At 73.3% G+C, this 16120-nt stretch carries 17 protein-coding genes and 1 riboswitch; of the genes, 5 read left to right on the top strand and 12 right to left on the bottom strand.

The features are described 5' to 3' along the window. Nucleotides 1–15: 15 nt before the first annotated feature. Together ACFOVU_RS15695 and dgoD are read right to left on the bottom strand one after the other, a co-directional pair. Nucleotides 16–1335 (bottom strand): MFS transporter, encoded by a 1320-nt coding sequence (locus tag ACFOVU_RS15695; RefSeq protein WP_378534291.1) that lies wholly within the window; start codon nt 1333–1335, stop codon nt 16–18. Between the two features lie 7 nt (nt 1336–1342). Beyond that, nucleotides 1343–2491, bottom strand: a complete 1149-nt coding sequence (gene dgoD, locus ACFOVU_RS15690) for a galactonate dehydratase (RefSeq protein ID WP_378534289.1) — start codon at nt 2489–2491, stop codon at nt 1343–1345. Between the two features lie 184 nt (nt 2492–2675). Between dgoD and ACFOVU_RS15685 the strand changes: the two genes are divergently transcribed. Then, complete coding sequence (locus ACFOVU_RS15685; protein WP_378534287.1) at nt 2676–3437, top strand: IclR family transcriptional regulator; 762 nt, start codon at nt 2676–2678, stop codon at nt 3435–3437. Between the two features lie 45 nt (nt 3438–3482). Here the strand turns inward: ACFOVU_RS15685 and ACFOVU_RS15680 are convergent, their stop codons facing one another. Further along, a complete protein-coding gene (locus ACFOVU_RS15680) occupies nt 3483–4235 on the bottom strand; it encodes an SDR family NAD(P)-dependent oxidoreductase (protein WP_378534286.1) in 753 nt (250 codons plus the stop codon). Nucleotides 4236–4336: 101 nt separating this feature from the next. Between ACFOVU_RS15680 and ACFOVU_RS15675 the strand changes: the two genes are divergently transcribed. Continuing rightward, entirely contained in the window at nt 4337–5014 is a 678-nt protein-coding gene (locus tag ACFOVU_RS15675) for a TetR/AcrR family transcriptional regulator (protein ID WP_378534285.1), read from the top strand. Nucleotides 5015–5098: 84 nt separating this feature from the next. Here ACFOVU_RS15675 and ACFOVU_RS15670 read toward each other — a convergent pair whose 3' ends face one another. Then, nucleotides 5099–5689, bottom strand: a complete 591-nt coding sequence (locus tag ACFOVU_RS15670) for a TetR/AcrR family transcriptional regulator (protein ID WP_378534283.1) — start codon at nt 5687–5689, stop codon at nt 5099–5101. A 59-nt stretch (nt 5690–5748) separates the two neighbouring features. On the opposite strand from ACFOVU_RS15670, the gene ACFOVU_RS15665 reads away from it, so the two are divergent. Beyond that, entirely contained in the window at nt 5749–6903 is a 1155-nt protein-coding gene (locus tag ACFOVU_RS15665) for an FAD-dependent monooxygenase (RefSeq protein ID WP_378534281.1), read from the top strand. A 9-nt stretch (nt 6904–6912) separates the two neighbouring features. Here ACFOVU_RS15665 and ACFOVU_RS15660 read toward each other — a convergent pair whose 3' ends face one another. Continuing rightward, nucleotides 6913–7608 carry a hypothetical protein gene (locus ACFOVU_RS15660; protein WP_378534279.1) on the bottom strand — a complete coding sequence of 232 codons (696 nt, stop codon included), beginning with the start codon at nt 7606–7608 and terminating at the stop codon, nt 6913–6915. Between the two features lie 270 nt (nt 7609–7878). Then, complete coding sequence (locus tag ACFOVU_RS15655; protein ID WP_378534277.1) at nt 7879–8493, bottom strand: TetR/AcrR family transcriptional regulator; 615 nt, start codon at nt 8491–8493, stop codon at nt 7879–7881. A 101-nt stretch (nt 8494–8594) separates the two neighbouring features. Here ACFOVU_RS15655 and ACFOVU_RS15650 point away from each other — a divergent pair, with 101 nt between their 5' ends. Then, complete coding sequence (locus ACFOVU_RS15650; RefSeq protein WP_378534275.1) at nt 8595–9524, top strand: alpha/beta hydrolase family protein; 930 nt, start codon at nt 8595–8597, stop codon at nt 9522–9524. A gap of 92 nt (nt 9525–9616) precedes the next feature. On the opposite strand, the gene ACFOVU_RS15645 is transcribed toward ACFOVU_RS15650, so the two are convergent. The 6 genes from ACFOVU_RS15645 to ACFOVU_RS15620 all read right to left on the bottom strand — a co-directional run bounded on the left by ACFOVU_RS15645 (nt 9617) and on the right by ACFOVU_RS15620 (nt 14269). Then, complete coding sequence (locus ACFOVU_RS15645; RefSeq protein ID WP_378534273.1) at nt 9617–10033, bottom strand: hypothetical protein; 417 nt, start codon at nt 10031–10033, stop codon at nt 9617–9619. An 89-nt stretch (nt 10034–10122) separates the two neighbouring features. Then, the gene (locus ACFOVU_RS15640; RefSeq protein WP_378534271.1) at nt 10123–10986 is read right to left on the bottom strand and encodes an energy-coupling factor ABC transporter ATP-binding protein; all 864 of its coding nucleotides are present in this window, start codon (nt 10984–10986) and stop codon (nt 10123–10125) included. Further along, nucleotides 10983–11735: a cobalt ECF transporter T component CbiQ gene (gene cbiQ, locus ACFOVU_RS15635; protein ID WP_378534270.1), complete on the bottom strand. Its 753-nt coding sequence runs from the start codon at nt 11733–11735 to the stop codon at nt 10983–10985. The genes ACFOVU_RS15640 and cbiQ overlap by 4 nt, the downstream gene beginning before the upstream one ends. Before the next feature lie 10 nt (nt 11736–11745). Continuing rightward, a complete protein-coding gene (locus tag ACFOVU_RS15630; RefSeq protein WP_378534268.1) occupies nt 11746–12084 on the bottom strand; it encodes an energy-coupling factor ABC transporter substrate-binding protein in 339 nt (112 codons plus the stop codon). Beyond that, nucleotides 12081–12806: an energy-coupling factor ABC transporter permease gene (locus ACFOVU_RS15625; RefSeq protein WP_378534266.1), complete on the bottom strand. Its 726-nt coding sequence runs from the start codon at nt 12804–12806 to the stop codon at nt 12081–12083. Before ACFOVU_RS15625 ends, ACFOVU_RS15630 begins: the two co-directional genes overlap by 4 nt. A gap of 29 nt (nt 12807–12835) precedes the next feature. Continuing rightward, nucleotides 12836–13047, bottom strand: a riboswitch (cobalamin riboswitch). Between the two features lie 421 nt (nt 13048–13468). Further along, the gene (locus ACFOVU_RS15620) at nt 13469–14269 is read right to left on the bottom strand and encodes a PepSY domain-containing protein (protein ID WP_378534264.1); all 801 of its coding nucleotides are present in this window, start codon (nt 14267–14269) and stop codon (nt 13469–13471) included. A 237-nt stretch (nt 14270–14506) separates the two neighbouring features. Between ACFOVU_RS15620 and ACFOVU_RS15615 the strand changes: the two genes are divergently transcribed. Continuing rightward, nucleotides 14507–16096 carry a Na+/H+ antiporter gene (locus ACFOVU_RS15615; RefSeq protein ID WP_378534262.1) on the top strand — a complete coding sequence of 530 codons (1590 nt, stop codon included), beginning with the start codon at nt 14507–14509 and terminating at the stop codon, nt 16094–16096. Nucleotides 16097–16120 lie beyond the last annotated feature (24 nt).

Genomic DNA, 16120 nt, shown 5'->3' with positions numbered 1-16120 from the left:
GCCGCTGTCACGCTGTTACGCCACGCGCTCCTGGACGCGCTCTACCTTGCCTACCAGGAAGATGTAGGACAGGATCCCCGCGATGGTGACCACGGTCATGTAGGCGAAGCCGGGGGCGAAGCTCTCGTCGGTGACGATGAGGCCGATGACGATCGGGGTCGCGATCGAGGAGAGGTTGCCGATGAAGTTGAACATGCCGCCGGTGAGCCCGAGCAGCCGCTGCGGCGCCAGGGCCGATACCAGCGACCAGGTGATCGAGGCGAGCCCGTTGCCGAAGAAGGCCACCGACAGGAACACGATGACCAGCGCGGTGGAGTCGGTGAAGCTCGCCCCCACCATCAGGGTGCTCAGCAGCAGGCCGGTGATGATCGGGCCCTTGCGCGCCGCGCCGAGTAAGGCGCCGCGGCGGAGCAGGAAGTCCGACACGACGCCGGAGGTCAGCACGCCGATCAGGGCGGCGATGAAGGGCAGCGAGGCCAGGAACCCGGACTGGATGTAGTCCATGCCCCGGTAGTCGACGAGGTAGGTCGGGAACCAGGTGAGGAAGAACCAGAGCGTCGAGGTCAGGCAGAACTGGCCGAGGTAGATGCCCCACAGCTTCCGGCTGCCGAGCACGGTGGCCAGGTCGGAGCGGGTGATCCGCGCCCGTTCCGGCCGTTTCGCCACCAGGTCCACCAGCCCGCCGCCGGACTCGATGAGCTCCACTTCGGCGTCGTTGGCGCGCGACTCGCGCGGTTCCCGGTAGCCCGCGTACCAGAACAGCGCCCACACGATGCCGACCAGGCCGGTCACGATGAACACCCAGTGCCAGGTGAGGACCGCCTGGAGCCAGGACAGCACCGGGGTGAGCAGGGCGAGGCCGATGAACTGCCCGGAGGTGTAGAAGCCGATGGCGGTGGCGCGCTCCCGTTCGGGGAACCACGCGGTCGCGATCTTGCTGTTGATCGGGTAGGCGGGCGCCTCGAACACGCCCACCAGCAGGCGCAGGACGATCAGCGCCACGAAGCCGCCGACGATGCCCATGAAGAAGGTCGCCGCCGACCACAGCACCAGGCACACCGGGTAGAGCACGCGCGGCGGCACCCGGTCGACGAGCCATCCGCCGGGGATCTGCAACGCCGCGTACGTCCAGCCGAAGGCCGAGAGCAGCAGGCCCTGCTGGGCCGTTGTCAGGTCGAGTTCGCGCGCGATGGCGGGCATCGCGATCGACAGGTTGGAGCGGTCGAGGTAGTTGATCACGACGGTGACGAACAGCATCACCGCGATGAGCACACGGAAGCGGGACGCCTGGCGGGCGAGGCCGGCGCGGGCGGGAGCGGTCGTGTTGTCGTTCATCGCGCCCTCACCACTCCGCGACCGAGCCGTCGGCGTGCCGCCACAACGGGTTGCGCCAGCGGTGGCCCTCGGCGGCGCGTTCGGCGACGTAGTCCTCGTTGATCTCGATGCCGAGGCCGGGCCCGCCGGGGATGTCGACCTGGCCGTCGCGGTAGGTGAACACCGACGGGTCGGCCAGGTAGTCGAGCAGGTCGTTGCTGGTGTTGTAGTGGATGCCCAGGCTCTGTTCCTGGATGGCGGCGTTGTAGCAGCCGGCGTCGATCTGGAGGCAGGCCGCCAGCGCGATCGGCCCGAGCGGGCAGTGCAGCGCCAGGCCGACGTCGTAGGCCTCGGCCATGTGGGCGATCTTGCGGGCCTCGGTGATGCCGCCGCAGTGCGAGGGGTCGGGCTGGATGATGTCCACCGCCCCCGATGCCAGCACCTGCTTGAAGTCCCACCGCGAGTACAGGCGCTCGCCGAGTGCGATGGGGATCGGCGAGTTGCGCAGCACGTCGGCGAAGCCGTCGACGTGCTCGGACAGCACCGGCTCCTCGACGAACATCAGCCGGTAGGGTTCGAGCTCGCGCAGCAGGACCTTGGCCATCGGCTTGTGCACGCGGCCGTGGAAGTCCACCCCGATACCGACGTCGGGGCCCACCGCCTTGCGCACGGCGTCGACGTTGGCGATGCATCGGTCGACCTTGTCCCAGGTGTCGAGGTAGGACAGTTCCTCGGTGCCGTTCATCTTCACCGCGGTGAAGCCGCGGTCGACGACCTCGCGCGCGGCGCGGGCGGTTTCGGCGGGGCGGTCGCCGCCGATCCAGGAGTACACCTTGATCCGGTCGCGCACCCGTCCGCCGAGCAGTTCGTGGACGGGGACGCCGAGCGCCTTGCCCTTGATGTCCCACAGGGCCTGGTCGATGCCGGCCAGCGCGCTCATGTGGATGCCGCCGCCGCGGTAGAACCCGCCGCGGTAGAGCACCGTCCACAGGTCCTCGATGTGCGCGGGATCCCGGCCGACCAGGTAGTCGGAGAGTTCCTCGACCGTGGCGGCCACCGACTCGGCCCGTCCCTCCAGGACCGGCTCGCCCCACCCTGTGATGCCCGCGTCCGTCTCGATCTTGAGGAACAGCCAGCGGGGCGGCACCAGGTAGGTCGTCATCGACGTGATCTTCATCGTCCTCATTTCCCCTGCACCATTTCCCTGCACCGGCGTGGTTCGTTGTCGGGCCGGTGGCCTCGTTCCGGTCCTGCCCGGGTCGCGGGCGCGATCGGGGCCGGGAATGGTGTCCGTCACAGGCGATACTGTGGGGCCCGGTTCCCGATAATGCGAACACCGTCCCTATATGTAGGATCATGGCATGGTCACCCCTGCGCCGCCCGGCACCCAGACGCTCGCCCGCGGTCTCGCGGTGGTGCGCGCGGTCGCCGACGGCGCGACCGATCTGCGCACTCTCGTGGAGCGCACCGGTCTGGGGCGCAGCACGGCGCACCGGCTCGTCCAGCTGCTGGTGCGCGAGAGCTATCTGCGCAGTGGGCGCGACGGCTACACGCTCGGGCCCACGCTGATCGAACTGGGCTTCCAGGCGCTGCACGGCAACCCGCTGCCGGTGGTGGCCCGGCCGGTGCTGGAGGAGCTGTCGGCGCAGCTCAGCGACACGGTCCATCTGGCGGTGCGCGACGGCGCGTCGGTGCTGTACCTGGACAAGCTGCCGGGCTCGCGGGGCGCGGAGATGCGTTCACGCATCGGGCACCGGATGCCGCTGACCCGTACCGGGGTGGGGATGGCGCTGCTGCTGGACTCCCCGCACGAGTGGCCGGAGCGCTACCGGGCGGATGCGCCGGTGGCGGCCGACCGGGTCCGCCCGGAGGACCTCGAGGGGTTCCTGACGCGGATGCGCGAGTACGCCGCGTCGGGTGTGGCGATGGACCTGGAGGACAACGAGCCGGGCATCCGCTGTGTGGCGGTGCCGGTCCGCGACGCGGCCGGCGCGATCGCCGGGGCCATCAGCGTGGCCGCGACACGGCCCTACATGCCGGCCGCGCGAATGCGCGGCCTGGCCGGTGTCGTGGGCCGCGCGGCCCAGCGGATCTCGGCCGGGCTGGGACACCGGGCCGGCTGACCGCGCGGTCCCGCGTCAGTGTCCGCGCGAGCGGACCGGGCGTTGTCAGCCTGAGGCGGCCAGGGACGCCGGGTACACCTGCTCGACACGGTCGCGGCGGGTGTACATGTCCCAGTAGTACTGGGCGAGCTCGTCGGGGTCGACCACGGGGAACTCCGTCCCGCCCGATGGGAGGCCCGATCCATCGCCGGTGCGTCCGGCGCCCCGGCCGGCGGCCTCCGCCGCCTCACTGCGCTCGATAAGGGCGGCGACGGCGAGGGTGCCCGCGTAGACACCGGTGCCCGCCAGTTCCCCGTTGAGCGAGTACAGGTAGTTGCGCGCGGCGGCCATGACGGGGCCGACGCCGCTGAGGTGGGGCATGGGCTGCACGGCCGTGTATCCGTGCGTGAGCAGGAACGCGCCGTCGCCGCGCTCGATCATGCCGGGCACCACCGCGCGGGCCAGTTCCACCGGCGTGTACAGCAGCAGCCGGGCCAGCCGGTCCAGGGTCACCGCATCCAGTTCGGCCGCCGGCGTGAAGGACTGCTCGCCGCCGATCGGCCCGTACTCGACGACGTCGATGTGGCCGAAGCGGTCCTGGAGGGCGCCGGCCAGGGCCGGGACGCGTTCGTGGTCGGCGAGGTCGGCGGTGAAGGCCGCGGCCTCGATGCCGTCGTCGGCCAGCCGCGCGACGAGGTCGTCCAGCCGGTCCTTGCGGCGGGCGACCAGGGCGACGCGGAAGCCCTCGGCGCCGAAGCGGCGGGCGACGGAGAGGCCGAGTCCGGTACCGGCGCCGAACACGGCGATTGCTTTGGACATGGGGGTGCTCCCTTCCATGAGCTATTTTGACCTCGTGGTCAACTTTCGGTCCCCACGGTAGCATTGAACTTGACCCATGGGTCAATTTGTTGTCCCGGCACATGCGGGATCATGAAGGCCGGGCACACCACCACCAGGAGGACGACCGGATGCGGGCCGACGCGCAACGCAACAGGGAGAAGCTGCGGACGGCAGCCGCCGAACTCTTCCGCGAACGCGGATTCCAGGTGCCCCTCAAAGAGATCGCCCGCCGCGCCGGGGTCAGCCACGGCACGCTCTACAACCTCTTCGGCTCCCGCGAGGCCCTCATCGACGAGGTGGTGACCGATCTGGCGGCGGCCTGCCTCGACGAGATCGCCACCGCCGCCCTGGCCCACGACGACCCCTGGGACGGGTTCGTCCACTACGTGGAGAGCGTCTGCGCGTCCCAGGCCGCCGACCCGGCGATCAGCGACGTCGTCACCCGGCGCTACCCGGGCGCCGAGCGCCTGCTGGCCGTCTGCGACAAGGCCTCGGGCGTCGCCGCGCGCATCATCGAGCGCGCCCAGCGGGCCGGCGCCCTGCGCGCGGACTTCACCAACGAGGACCTGCTCTACATCTTCGCCCTCAACGCCCTGCTGGCCCGCGCCGCCGCCGACGCCGCCCCTGACGCCTGGCGGCGCGGGATCGCCTTCCTCCTCGACGGGCTGCGCCCCGGGGCCGCCCATCCGCTGCCCACCGCAGCGTTGACGCCGGACCAGGTCAACCGGGTCATGGCGAACCTCGCCGGGACCCTGTGACCCGGCGGCCGCCGGACACGGCGAGGAAGGCGGGAGCCGGGAGGCGGCAGGCCCGGCCGGGCCGCTGAACGGCGGCCGGCCGGGTCAGGGGCGCCGGCCTGCGTCCGTGCCGCAGCCGTCCACCATGACCTGCACCGTGCTGCGGACAGCGTCCCTGCTGACGCCGTCCGGCCCCGCGCTCACCAGGGTGAACAGCGCACCGCTGTAGAGCATGATCAGGGCGGGGATGTTCTCGCGCGGGATGGCGGTGCCCAGTTCGTCGTGGTGCCCGGCGGTGACCCCGAGCGCCGCGTCCTGGAGGCCCGCGAGCGCTGAGGCGAGCACGGGCCGGCGCGTCGCCTCCAGTTGGAGCTCGAAGATCGCCAGATAGCGGCTGCGCAGGGTGGTCGCCGCCGTGAGCAGCGATTCGGTCAGCAGGTCGACCAGTGTCGCCGGCCGCTCGACGGCCCGGCCGACGGCCCGGCCGGTGTCGGCGTGGTGCAGCTCGGCGATGCGCTCGGCGGCGGCCACCAGCAGCGCTTCGCGGCTGCGGAAGTAGTTCGACGCCGTTCCCGGCGGGAGGTCCGCGGCGTTCTCCACCGCGCGGTGGGTCAGCCCGTGCACGCCCGATGAGGCCAGCAGGTCGATGGCGGCGTCGGCCAGCGCGCGGCGGCGACCCGGGTTCGTGGGCGGCATCCGGCCATGGTACCAATAGCGGTACCAGTACGATCGTAGTGAACCAAAGGGGGTCGGGTATGCGGATCGCGGTGGTCGGTGCCGGGCTGGGCGGGGTCGCGGCGGCGGTGGGCCTGCATCGCACGGGCCACGAGGTGACGCTCTTCGAGCGGGGCGCCGAGCTCCGGGAAGCGGGCACGGGGATCGTGGTCATGCCCAACGGACTGCGCGCACTGGACGATCTGGGGGTGGCCGACGGCGTCCGCGGGCACGCCATGCGCGCGACCCACGGCGGCCTGCGCGACTGCCTCGGACGGCCGCTGCTGGTCACCGACATGGCCCGGGCCCAGCAGGAGATCGGGACACCGGCCATGATCGAGAGGGCGGAGCTGCACCGGGTGCTGCGCGCCCCGCTCCCCCCGGACCTGGTGCGGACCGCGACCCCCATCGAGCTCCTGGAACCCGGCCCCGACAGCGTGACTCTGATCAGCGGCGGCAGCCCCGTCGCACGAGCGGACGCCGTGATCGCCGCCGACGGCATCGGAAGCACACTGCGCGCCCAGCTCTTCCCCGCCCACCCCGGGCCGCAACGGACCGGCCGGCTCGACCTGCGCGGCATGCTGCCCCGGCCACCCGGCCTGACCGCCGAGCTGCTCGCCGCCCAGCTGGTCGACAGCCGCAGCGGGGCGATGTTCGGCCTGTTCCCCGTCGGCGAGGACCGCCTGTACTGGTTCACCGACTCCCTCCTGCACGGCGCGCCGCCCGATGCGCGCGCGGCACGCGAGCAGGTGCTCGCCCTGATGGCCGACTGGCACCCCCTCGTCACCCAGCTCATCGGGGCCACCCCGCCCGGCGACATCTACGTCGACCCCATCAGCCGCCTGGCCGAGCCCCTGCCCGCATTCGCCTCCGGCCGGATCGCGCTGCTGGGCGACGCCGCACACGCCATGCCGCCCGACCTCGGGCAGGGCGCGAGCCAGGCGTTCGAGGACGCGGCCGCCCTCAGCCGCCATCTGGCCGGCGCGCAGCCCGCCGACGCCGCCCGGCGGCTCCTGGGCTACGACGCCGAGCGCAGGCCCCGTACCGAGCGCATGATGCGGGCGGCATCAAGGCAGTCGCGGCTGACCTCCCGGACCGGCGCCGCCGCGTGGCTGCGCGACGCGCTGCTGCGCGCGATACCGTCGCGCCTGGCCACCCGGCAGCTCGCGCGCCTCTGGCGCGCGCAGGTACGCTGACGCGCGCGGTCACCGCCGGGTGGGCCCCTCGCCGGAGAGGTCGCGCAGCAGCGCCTGCACCCGGTCGCAGAACGCCTCGATCTCCTCGCAGAGGTCGACGAACCGGGCGCTCTGCGACGACCAGCGCCGCTCGTCGCCGCTCGCCCACGCCTCGCGCACGCGCCGGGCGGCGGCGATGAGCTTCACGAAGTAGCGGTAGGTCGTCGCTCCGCCGATCTCGGCGTGCAGCCGCGACTGGAGCGGTTCCGGCAGGTCGGGGATCTGGTCGATCGCCACCCGCAGGGCGATGATCCCCTCCATCGACGCATCGATGTGCGCGGACGGCATGGGGACGCCGATGGTCGCGTCGGCGTGCTCGACCACTTTGCCCAGGCGCCGGGCGCGGAGGCCGAGCAGGCCGGCCGTCAGCAGGCTTCCGGCCAAGAGCGCGGCGGGGATCCCGGGCGGTGTCCCGGTCGGCAACCCGAACCGGTCCGCTGCCGGGCCCCACGCCAGCGCTGCCCCGGCGGCCACCGCCGCCGCTACGAGGACGACGACGGCGATGCGGGTGCGGCGCCGCGCGACCGATGTGCGGGCGGCGGCGCGCTGGGCGTCGCGATCGTCATCGCCGGGACCGAGTTCGCGCGCGATCTCCTCGGAGAACGGGATCAGCCGGTGGCGGCCGGCCTCAGGCGCCCCCCTGCGGATCGGATCCGGGTCGTCCATCACGTCGGTCCTCCGTCCCTGCGCCCCGGCCTGTCCCCGGCCTGTCCCCGGCGCGAGATCCCGGGAGACCGGTCCGCCCTTCGTCGGTGATCCTGTTGTCCTGCGCCGGTGCCACCGCCGGGGAATCCCCCTCCCCTCGGCCCGCGGCCGCCCGGTCCCGCCATGGTCGGGCGCCGGGGCGGTTCCGGCCACCGTCTCCGGGTGACGGTCAGGCGAACGGTTGGCACCCCGGTCGCGGACATGGAGGCATACGCCGGTGCCGGGCCCGCGTCAGGTCCTCGCCGAGGGCTCGGGCGGGCGGCGCAGCCCGGCGATGAGGAGGTCGACCAGTCGGCGTGCGTCGTAGCGGGGGTCGCGCTCGGCGCCGATGCAGAGATTGCCGACGCCGCGCATGAGCTCGTAGGCCTGCACGTCGGAACGGATCTCGCCGGCTTCGGCCGCGGCGTCGAGCAGCCGGGCGCACGCCGGCACGAGGCGGTCGAGGAAGTAGGTGTGCAGCGTGTCGAAGCCGGCGTCCTCGGAGTGCAGCACGGCGGCGAGCCCGTGCTTGGTGACCAGGAAGTCGGCGAAGAGGTGCATCCATTTCCCCAGTGCGGCGTGCGGGGTGGCGGCGGCCGCCAGCAGGGCCGGGCCGGCCTCGGCGCAGGCGTCGACCTGGCGCCGGTAGACGGCGATGATGAGGTCCGCCCGGGTCGGGAAGTGGCGGTAGATCGTGCCCATCCCGACTCCGGCTTTGGCCGCGATGTCGCGCACCGGCGCCTGCACGCCTGAGGCGACGAAGACCGCGGCGGCCGCGTCGAGCAGCGCCTCCTCGTTGCGCCGGGCGTCCGCCCGCTTGCCCGTGCCGGGCGTTGCGCGCTGCGCGCCCTCGCCACCATCGTCCACCGTGCCGCTCCTTCCACCGCCATTTGCCAAGCGGAACAATGCTCCGTATATTTCCGGAGCGAGGTTCCGATTACCCATCATGCCAGAACAGGGGACATGCGATGTCAAATACCGACGTGGCCATCAGCGCGCCCGCCCCGATCGTCTCGGTCAAGCCGGTGGTGCTGCCCGCCCCGGACCGCGGCCACGATCTGCACGTGCGCGTATCCGCGCCCGCGACCGGACGCGAACTGCCCATCATCGTCTTCTCACACGGCTTCGGCTCGTCGCTGGACGCCTACGGCCCGCTGGCCGACTTCTGGGCCGCCCACGGCTTCGTCGTCATCCAGCCCACCCACCTGGACTCCAGGACGCTGGGCCTCTCCCCCGACGATCCCCGTACACCGCGGATCTGGCGCCACCGGGTCGAGGACATGAAGAGCATCCTCGACCACCTCGACGTCCTGGCGGCCGCCGTCCCGGGCCTGGGCGGGCGGCTCGACCCCACCCGCATCGCCGCGGCCGGGCACTCCTTCGGCGGCCAGACGGTGGCCAACCTGCTGGGCCTGCGCGTCCTGGACCCGGAGACCAAGATCGGAGAGGACCTGTCCGACCCGCGCATCAGCGCGGGCGTGCTGTTCGCCACCGCCGGGCAGGGCGGAGCCGACCTCACCCCGTTCGCGGTCGAGAACTTCCCGTTCCTGAACGCGAGCTTCGCCGACATGACCACACCGGCGCTCGTGGTCGCCGGGGACAACGACGACTCCGCGCTGACCGTCCGCGGACCGGACTGGATGACAGACCCCTATTTCCTGAGCCCCGGCGACAAGAGCCTGCTCACCCTGTTCGGGGCGGAGCACTCACTCGGCGGCATCCCCGGCTACGAAGCCGCGGAGACCACCGACGAGCACCCCGGACGCGTGGCGCTGATCCAGCACCTCACCTGGGCCTACCTGCGCAGCGCCCTCTATCCGGAAGACGCGGCTTGGCCGGCGGCGCGCACGGCGCTGTCGCAGAGCACCGATCCCCTGGGCCGGATCGAGTCGAAGTAGGGCCCGGGCGCCGACACGCCCACGGCACCGGGGCCCTCCCCCGGCGGCCGGCGCGGACGGGGGACGCCGCGCCGGCCGCACACGGGGGTCTCTCACTGCGGGAGGTGGTACCGGCCATCGCGCCACACCAGGTCGGAATCCTCGATGTGCACGCGCCAGGCCGCCTCCGGCACGGCGCGCCGGATGTCCGCGAGCAGGTCCACGTAATGGTCGATCTGGACGAGCATGACCTCGGTCCCGCATCGGCCGTGGGAGAGCTTGCTCGACCCCGCCAGCACGACGCCCGCTTCCAGCGCCGCGTCCCGGTAGAAGCCGAGCCCCTCGCACACCTCCGCGGCATCGTCCAGGCCGGCCGGTACGACGCCGGCCTCCCGCCACTGCGGCAGGCGGCGCTGGATCTCGCCGAACAGGTCCCGGGTGCCCTGATCGGCGATCCCTTCGACCTCTCCCCGCTCATGCGGGGTGAGCCCCTGGTCCCGCCGCGCGGTGTAGTAGATCGAAACGCCCACGGATCCCCCTCCGCCACTGCTCTTCCGGCCCCGCCATTGTGCCCGCTGCACGCGCCCCCGCGGCACCGCCGTCCACCCCACGTCGCCGGTCACCGCCCGTCCTCCACCAGCCGCTCCACCTCCTGCGGGGTGGCCGGAGCAGGGGCACCCTCGGCGAGCAGGCCGGCGCGGCGCAGCGCGCACGCGGCCCCTGGCGCCCACGGCGGGCGCAGCCGGGCGGCGGCCAGGAGCCCGCTGTCGGCGAGGACCGCGCGCGCCGGGCCCGCACCGAGCAGCCCGCGGTCGAGCACCACCGCCCGCTCGGCCCAACGGAAGGCAAGGTCGACGTCGTGGGTGGAGACCACGAGCGCGGTGCCCGCCGCACGCAGGCCCTCCAGCGTGGCGAGCAGCGACTCCACCCCGGCGGGGTCGAGCCCGGCCGTCGGCTCGTCCAGCACCAGGACCGAGGGCCGCATGGCCAGCGCCCCCGCCAGCACCACGCGCTTGCGCTGACCGTAGGAGAGCAGGTGGGTCGGCCGGTCGGCCAGCCCCGCGATGTCCAGGGCCTCCAGCGCCCAGGCCACCCGTTCCCGCACGGCGCCGGCGGGCAGGCCCAGGTTCATCGGACCGAAGGAGACGTCCTGGCTCACACTCGCGGAGAAAAGCTGGTCATCGGGGTCCTGGAAGACCAGCTGGACGCTGCGGCGCAGCGCGTCCCGCCCGGTGCGACCGCGTGTCACCGGGACACCGTCGAGCCGCACCTCGCCGGCGTCCGGGGTCAGGCTGCCGGCCAGCAGCCGCAGCAGCGTGGTCTTGCCGCCTCCGTTGGGCCCCAGGACGGCCAGGACCTCGCCGGCGGCGGCCTCGACCGTCAGCCCGGTGAACACCGGCGCGGCCCCGTCGTAGCCGAAGGTGAGGCCGTGCCCGGAGAGCACGGCGGGAGCGGCGGGGACGGCCGGGGCTCCGTCGGTCACGGGCGGACTCCATAGGTGTAGGCGAGGGTCGCCGCGGCGACCAGCAGCGGGGGCGCGGCGCACGCGGCAACGGCGGCCGGGCGCAGCGGCAGCGGGTCCAACAGCACGCGCAGCTCGCCGGTGTAGCCCCGGCATTCCAGCCCGTGCTGCATGCGCCGCGCGCGATCGTAGGAACGGATGAACAGCGCGGCGCCCAGCGACCCCAGGGACCGCAGCCGCGCACGCCGCCCGCTGTAGCCCAGGCGCGCGGCCTGCCCGGCGCCGATGCGCCGGGCGGTGTCCAGGGCGACGAACAGCATGCGGTAGACCAACGCCACGACCTCCACCAGCGCGGTCGGCAGGCCGATGGCGGTAAGCCGCGGCAGCAGCTCGGCCAGCGGGGTGGTGAAGGCGAAGCCGAGCTGGCACACGAGTGCCGCCGCGGCGCGGGCACTGATCTCCGCGGCCCAGGCGGTTCCGTCGGGCGTCCACGCGAGAAGCCCGTCGCCGCCCCCGACCCCCACCAGCAGGGTCGCCGCGCCGGTGAGGATGAACGCCAACGGTGCCCACGCCGCCCGGGCGAAGGCCCGCGGCGGCACCTGCGCCGGGCCGAGGGCCGCCGCCAGCGCGACCGCCGCCGTCAGTGGGGCGCCCGGCCAGGCCGGCAGCGTCAGCGCGCATAGGAGCAGGCCGCCGAAGAAGGCCCCCTTGGCGGCGGGGTGGACCCGCCGCCACGGGCTGCGGTAGGCGGCCGCGTCGATCGCGAGCATGCCGCGCCGGTCAGCCGGAGTCGCGTGTGCCCGGATCGGGCGACCGCTCCGCGCGCAGCCGGCTACGGGTCCGGGCGGCGCCGAAGTAGTAGCCGATCACCCCCGCGCCGATGGCCGCCTGGAGGGCGAACAGGCCGGATTCGACCTCGCCGGAGGGGGCCTCGTAGAGCGGGGCGAACCAGGGTTCGTAGCCGGGGCGCAGCTCGGTGACGGCGTCTTCGGCCTGCCCGTCGGCCCCGGTGAAGGGCTCGGCGAGGTGGTCGCCCGCACCGATCAGCAGGGGCAGCACGGCGATGGCGGCGACCGCCGCCACCAGGAGCCAGGTCGTCGAGGTCTTGGGCACGGTCACACCGCCTTTCCGTCGGCCGCCGCCGGGGCCGCGGGGCCGCCGGCCGCGCGCAGCACGCCCAGGCGCAGCAGCTCGCCGCGGCTCGCGGTGGTCAGCAGCCGCATGATCACCACGGTCACCAGGCCTTCGATGACCGCGAGCGGCACCTGAGTGACGGAGAAGATCGCGCCGAACTTCACGAACGACCCGACGAGGCCGCCCGCCGGATCGGGGAAGGCCAGGGCGAGCTGGAGGCTGGTGACCGTGTAGGTGCTCAGGCTCGCCAGGGCCGCGCCGGTGAACACCGCGGCCCCCAGCGCCGTCGTCTCGGGGAGGGAGCGGGTGGCCGCGCGGACCAGCCGGTAGGCCCCGTAGCCCACCCACGGGCCCACCACCGCCATGGAGAACACGTTGGCGCCGAGCGTGGTCAGCCCGCCGTGTGCCAGGAGCAGCGCTTGGAACAGCAGGGTGATCGTGCCGAGGGCCGCCATGACGGGCGGCCGGAAGAGGATCGCCCCCAGGCCGGCGCCGGTGGGGTGCGAGCAGCTGCCCGTCACCGAGGGGATCTTCAGGGCGGACAGGACGAAGCAGAAGGCGCCGGAGGCGCCGATGAGCAGTTTGGCGTCGGGGTCGGCGCGGACGGCGGCGGTCAGGGACCGTACGCCGTGGACGACGAAAGGGGCGGACGCAGCGGTCCAGGCGGCTGCGTGCTGCCACGGCAGAAAGCCTTCGGCGATATGCATATCAGGAGACCCATCTCCAGCACCTCGTGGACGGTCGTCACGCCGTGGCCGGTCTCCTGGCTTGCGGGTCAGCGCCCTCCGCCGGCCTTCCCGGCGACGCCCTCGCAGGCGCCTCCAGTGACCGTCGCCGCCCGCACCGCCGGAGGCGGTGGGACGGGGCATCGGACTACCCGTTCACAGTGGCGAGGGCCGCGCCGGTTTCCCACCGGACTTCCCGAACACCACGGCCCCACGACAGTACGGCGGCATATGGTCCCGCGCAATAGCCCGTCTCCGCACCGGGGGTGCGGCGCAGGCGAGGGGGTACCGACACCGTCGGCCGGCCGGCGAGCCCTCCGTCGCCCGGATACGGCGGTCGGCCGGCCCGGTCGTGACGGGGTTCAGCCCTCATCGGAGAAGGCGACCGGCCCCGAACCTGTGCATTCACCGGGCCCTTACCGCTCGCCGGGATCGGGGCATCGTCGGCCCCGGCGGAAGGCGCCCCGCTCACCGGCCCGTCCATGCCGTTCACTCCGGAGTCCGCGCCCGAGGTCGCGTGGGTTCCGTTCGTCGGCTGGAAAAGCCCGGCGCGCCCGAAACCGTGTCCTCGGGGCGGCCGCCGGGCCCGATCACCTTGCCGGTGATCGGGTACTTCGCGGGGCCTCTTGGCGGACGTCGCGGGTTCAGTCGTCGGTGCGGGTGTCGATGACCTCGCCGGCGGCGTCGAGGAGGACGTCGTGTTCCCGGCCGTCGGCGGCGCGGACCTCGGCCTCCCAGCCTTCCCAGCCGTCCTCGTCGGTGCGCTCCACCTCGGTGGCCTGGGCGCCGTCGCCGATCGCCTGCTCGGCGGCGGTGGCGACCGTGTCGCGGTCGGCTTCGGGGCTGTCACCCGTGTTCTGCCACGGGGCGGGGCCCTCGGGGGCACGGAAGGTGGTCCCGTTGATCGTGAAGGCGTCGGCGTCGCGATTGTCGTCGTCATCGTCGCGATCGCCATCGTCGTCGCGGTCGTCATCATCGTGGTCGTCATCGTCATAGCGCACGTCCAGGGTGACCTCCCGGCCCTCAAGTGCGCGCAGTTCGTCCAAGACCGGGTCGGTGGTGCCGTCGCCGTCGAGGTCGCCGGCCTCCGGGTTCGTCAGCAGCCACTCCTCGGGGCCGAAGTCGACGTCGACGTCCGCCACCCGCCAGTCGTCGGGGTCGTCCCCGGCGCTGAGCACGCCCGTGAGCTGCTCGGTCCCGGCGGCCGGCTGCGTCGACGCACCGGCATGGGCAGGTGCGCCGTTCGACGCGCCCGCATCCGCAGGCGCCCCATTCGACGCGCCCGCATCGGCAGGCGCTCCGTTCGACGCGCCGCCCGCGGTGACCGCGCTGACCCGGATCGGGTCCGCCGGCTGTTCGGGATCACCGGCCAGTACGTAGGCCCCGGCTCCGGCGGCCAGCAGCCCGGCGGCGGAGGAGAGGAGGATCGTCGTCCTGGCGCGCATGGCAACTCCTTGTCAGCGGTGGTTCGGGGTTCCAGCATCCGGCACCGCGATGAGGAGGGGATGAAAGTGGTCTGAGCCCCTCTTCATTCTGAGATTGGGCCGCTCTTCATCCTGATCTCGAGGGGCGTCCCGGCCCCTGCCTCGGGCGGCTCCCCCGCTTCGCACCGCCCCGGGTGAGAGTGTCGCGGCCCGGCCCCGTTGCCCGCCGGGCGGATGATGATCGCGGGGGGAGGACCTGTGGCGGCTCTGGAGCTGGTGGTGATGCTGGGCGCGGTCATCCTCGTGTGCGGCGGGCTGTCGCGGCGCACCGGGGTCGCGGCGCCGGTGCTCCTGCTGTTGGCCGGGATCGCGCTCGGGTTCGTGCCCGCTCTGCGCCGGATCCACCTGCCGCCCGAGCTGATGCTGCTGGTGTTCCTGCCCGCCCTGCTCTACTGGGAGGCGCTGACCACGTCGCTGCGGGAGATCCGCGCGACGCTGCGCGGCATCGTCCTCAACAGCACGCTGCTGGTGGTCGTCACCGCCGCCGCCGTGGCGGTCACCGCGCACGCCCTCGGCCTGCCGTGGGGGCCGGCGTGGGTTCTGGGCGCGGCGGTCGCCCCCACCGACGCCACCGCGGTCGCCGCCCTCTCCGGGTGCCTGCCGCGCCGCACCGTCACCGCGCTCAGAGCCGAGAGCCTGGTCAACGACGGTACTGCGCTGGTACTTTACGGCATCGCCGTGGGCGTCACGGTCGGATCGGAGCCCTTCAGCGCCGGCGGCATCGGCGGGCGGGTCGCCCTCGCCTACGCCTGGGGCATCGCCGCCGGTGCGCTGATCGCCTGGCTCGGCGTCCTGGCGCGGCGCCGCGTCACCGATCCCCTCCTCGGCAACGTGCTGATCCTGCTGATCCCGTTCTGCGCCTTCCTGCTCGCCGAACTCGCCGAGGCCTCCGGTGTGCTGGCCGTGGTGGTCTGCGGGCTGGTGATGAGCCGGGTCGGGCCGCGCATCGGGGTGGCCGCCACCCGTCAGCAGACCATCGCGTTCTGGACGCTGGCGACCTTCCTGATCAACGCGGCGCTGTTCGTCCTGGTGGGGATCGAGGCGCAGACGACGCTGCGCGCCCTGGTCAGCACCGACCTGTGGGCGGCGCTGGCCGGCGTCGTGGTCGTCTGGGTGGTGATCGTCGCCGTGCGCTTCGCCTTCCTCATCGTCGCCGCCTACACGATCCGACTGGTCGACCGCCGGCCCCAGCAGCGGCTGCGGCGGATCAGCAACCGCGCCCGGGCGGTCAGCACGGTGGCCGGGTTCCGCGGCGCGGTCTCCCTGGCCGCCGCGCTCGCCGTGCCGGCGACGCTCGACTCCGGGGCGCCGTTCCCCGACCGCGACCTCATCGTGTTCGTGACGGCGTGCGTCGTGGCCCTGACCCTGGTGGTCCAGGGGCTCGCCCTGGCCCCGACGACGCGCTGGGCGCGGCTGCCCGGTGACAGCGTGGCGCGTGAACGCCGGTTCGCCGAGGTCACGGCGGCCCAGGAGGCCTTGGACGCGCTGCCCGGCATCGCCGCGGAGCTGGGCACGGACCAGGGCGTCGTCGACCGGCTCCGGGGCGAGTACGAGGAGCACCTGGAGATCCTGCGCGCCCGCGAAACCGGCGAGTCCGCAGACGAGGAGGTCCTCCGGCTGGACAGCGAGTACACCCGCCTGCGGCTGGCCCTGCTCGCCCACAAGCGTGCCGCGATCGTCCGGCTGCGCGACCAGCGGCACATCGACGACACGGTGCTGCGGCTGATCCAGAACCGCTTGGACATCGAGGAGATCCGGCTCTCGCGCATCGATCCCTCGATGGGGTAGGCGCCCCGCCGAGGCCGGCGGGGG

Origin of the sequence: Nocardiopsis sediminis (assembly GCF_042650565.1) — a bacterium.
GTDB lineage: Bacteria > Actinomycetota > Actinomycetes > Streptosporangiales > Streptosporangiaceae > Nocardiopsis_B > Nocardiopsis_B sediminis.
Note: the sequence above shows the minus strand (reverse complement) of the source record. Positions and strands in the feature narration are given on the sequence as shown.

Bases quoted from the DNA above. Each gene is read 5' to 3' on its own strand.
- ACFOVU_RS15695 (WP_378534291.1), bottom strand. From the start codon at position 1,335: ATGAACGACAACACGACCGCTCCCGCCCGCGCCGGCCTCGCCCGCCAG.
- dgoD (WP_378534289.1), bottom strand. From the start codon at position 2,491: ATGAAGATCACGTCGATGACGACCTACCTGGTGCCGCCCCGCTGGCTG.
- ACFOVU_RS15685 (WP_378534287.1), top strand. From the start codon at position 2,676: ATGGTCACCCCTGCGCCGCCCGGCACCCAGACGCTCGCCCGCGGTCTC.
- ACFOVU_RS15680 (WP_378534286.1), bottom strand. From the start codon at position 4,235: ATGTCCAAAGCAATCGCCGTGTTCGGCGCCGGTACCGGACTCGGCCTC.
- ACFOVU_RS15675 (WP_378534285.1), top strand. From the start codon at position 4,337: ATGCGGGATCATGAAGGCCGGGCACACCACCACCAGGAGGACGACCGG.
- ACFOVU_RS15670 (WP_378534283.1), bottom strand. From the start codon at position 5,689: ATGCCGCCCACGAACCCGGGTCGCCGCCGCGCGCTGGCCGACGCCGCC.
- ACFOVU_RS15665 (WP_378534281.1), top strand. From the start codon at position 5,749: ATGCGGATCGCGGTGGTCGGTGCCGGGCTGGGCGGGGTCGCGGCGGCG.
- ACFOVU_RS15660 (WP_378534279.1), bottom strand. From the start codon at position 7,608: ATGGACGACCCGGATCCGATCCGCAGGGGGGCGCCTGAGGCCGGCCGC.
- ACFOVU_RS15650 (WP_378534275.1), top strand. From the start codon at position 8,595: ATGTCAAATACCGACGTGGCCATCAGCGCGCCCGCCCCGATCGTCTCG.
- cbiQ (WP_378534270.1), bottom strand. From the start codon at position 11,735: ATGCTCGCGATCGACGCGGCCGCCTACCGCAGCCCGTGGCGGCGGGTC.
- ACFOVU_RS15625 (WP_378534266.1), bottom strand. From the start codon at position 12,806: ATGCATATCGCCGAAGGCTTTCTGCCGTGGCAGCACGCAGCCGCCTGG.
- ACFOVU_RS15620 (WP_378534264.1), bottom strand. From the start codon at position 14,269: ATGCGCGCCAGGACGACGATCCTCCTCTCCTCCGCCGCCGGGCTGCTG.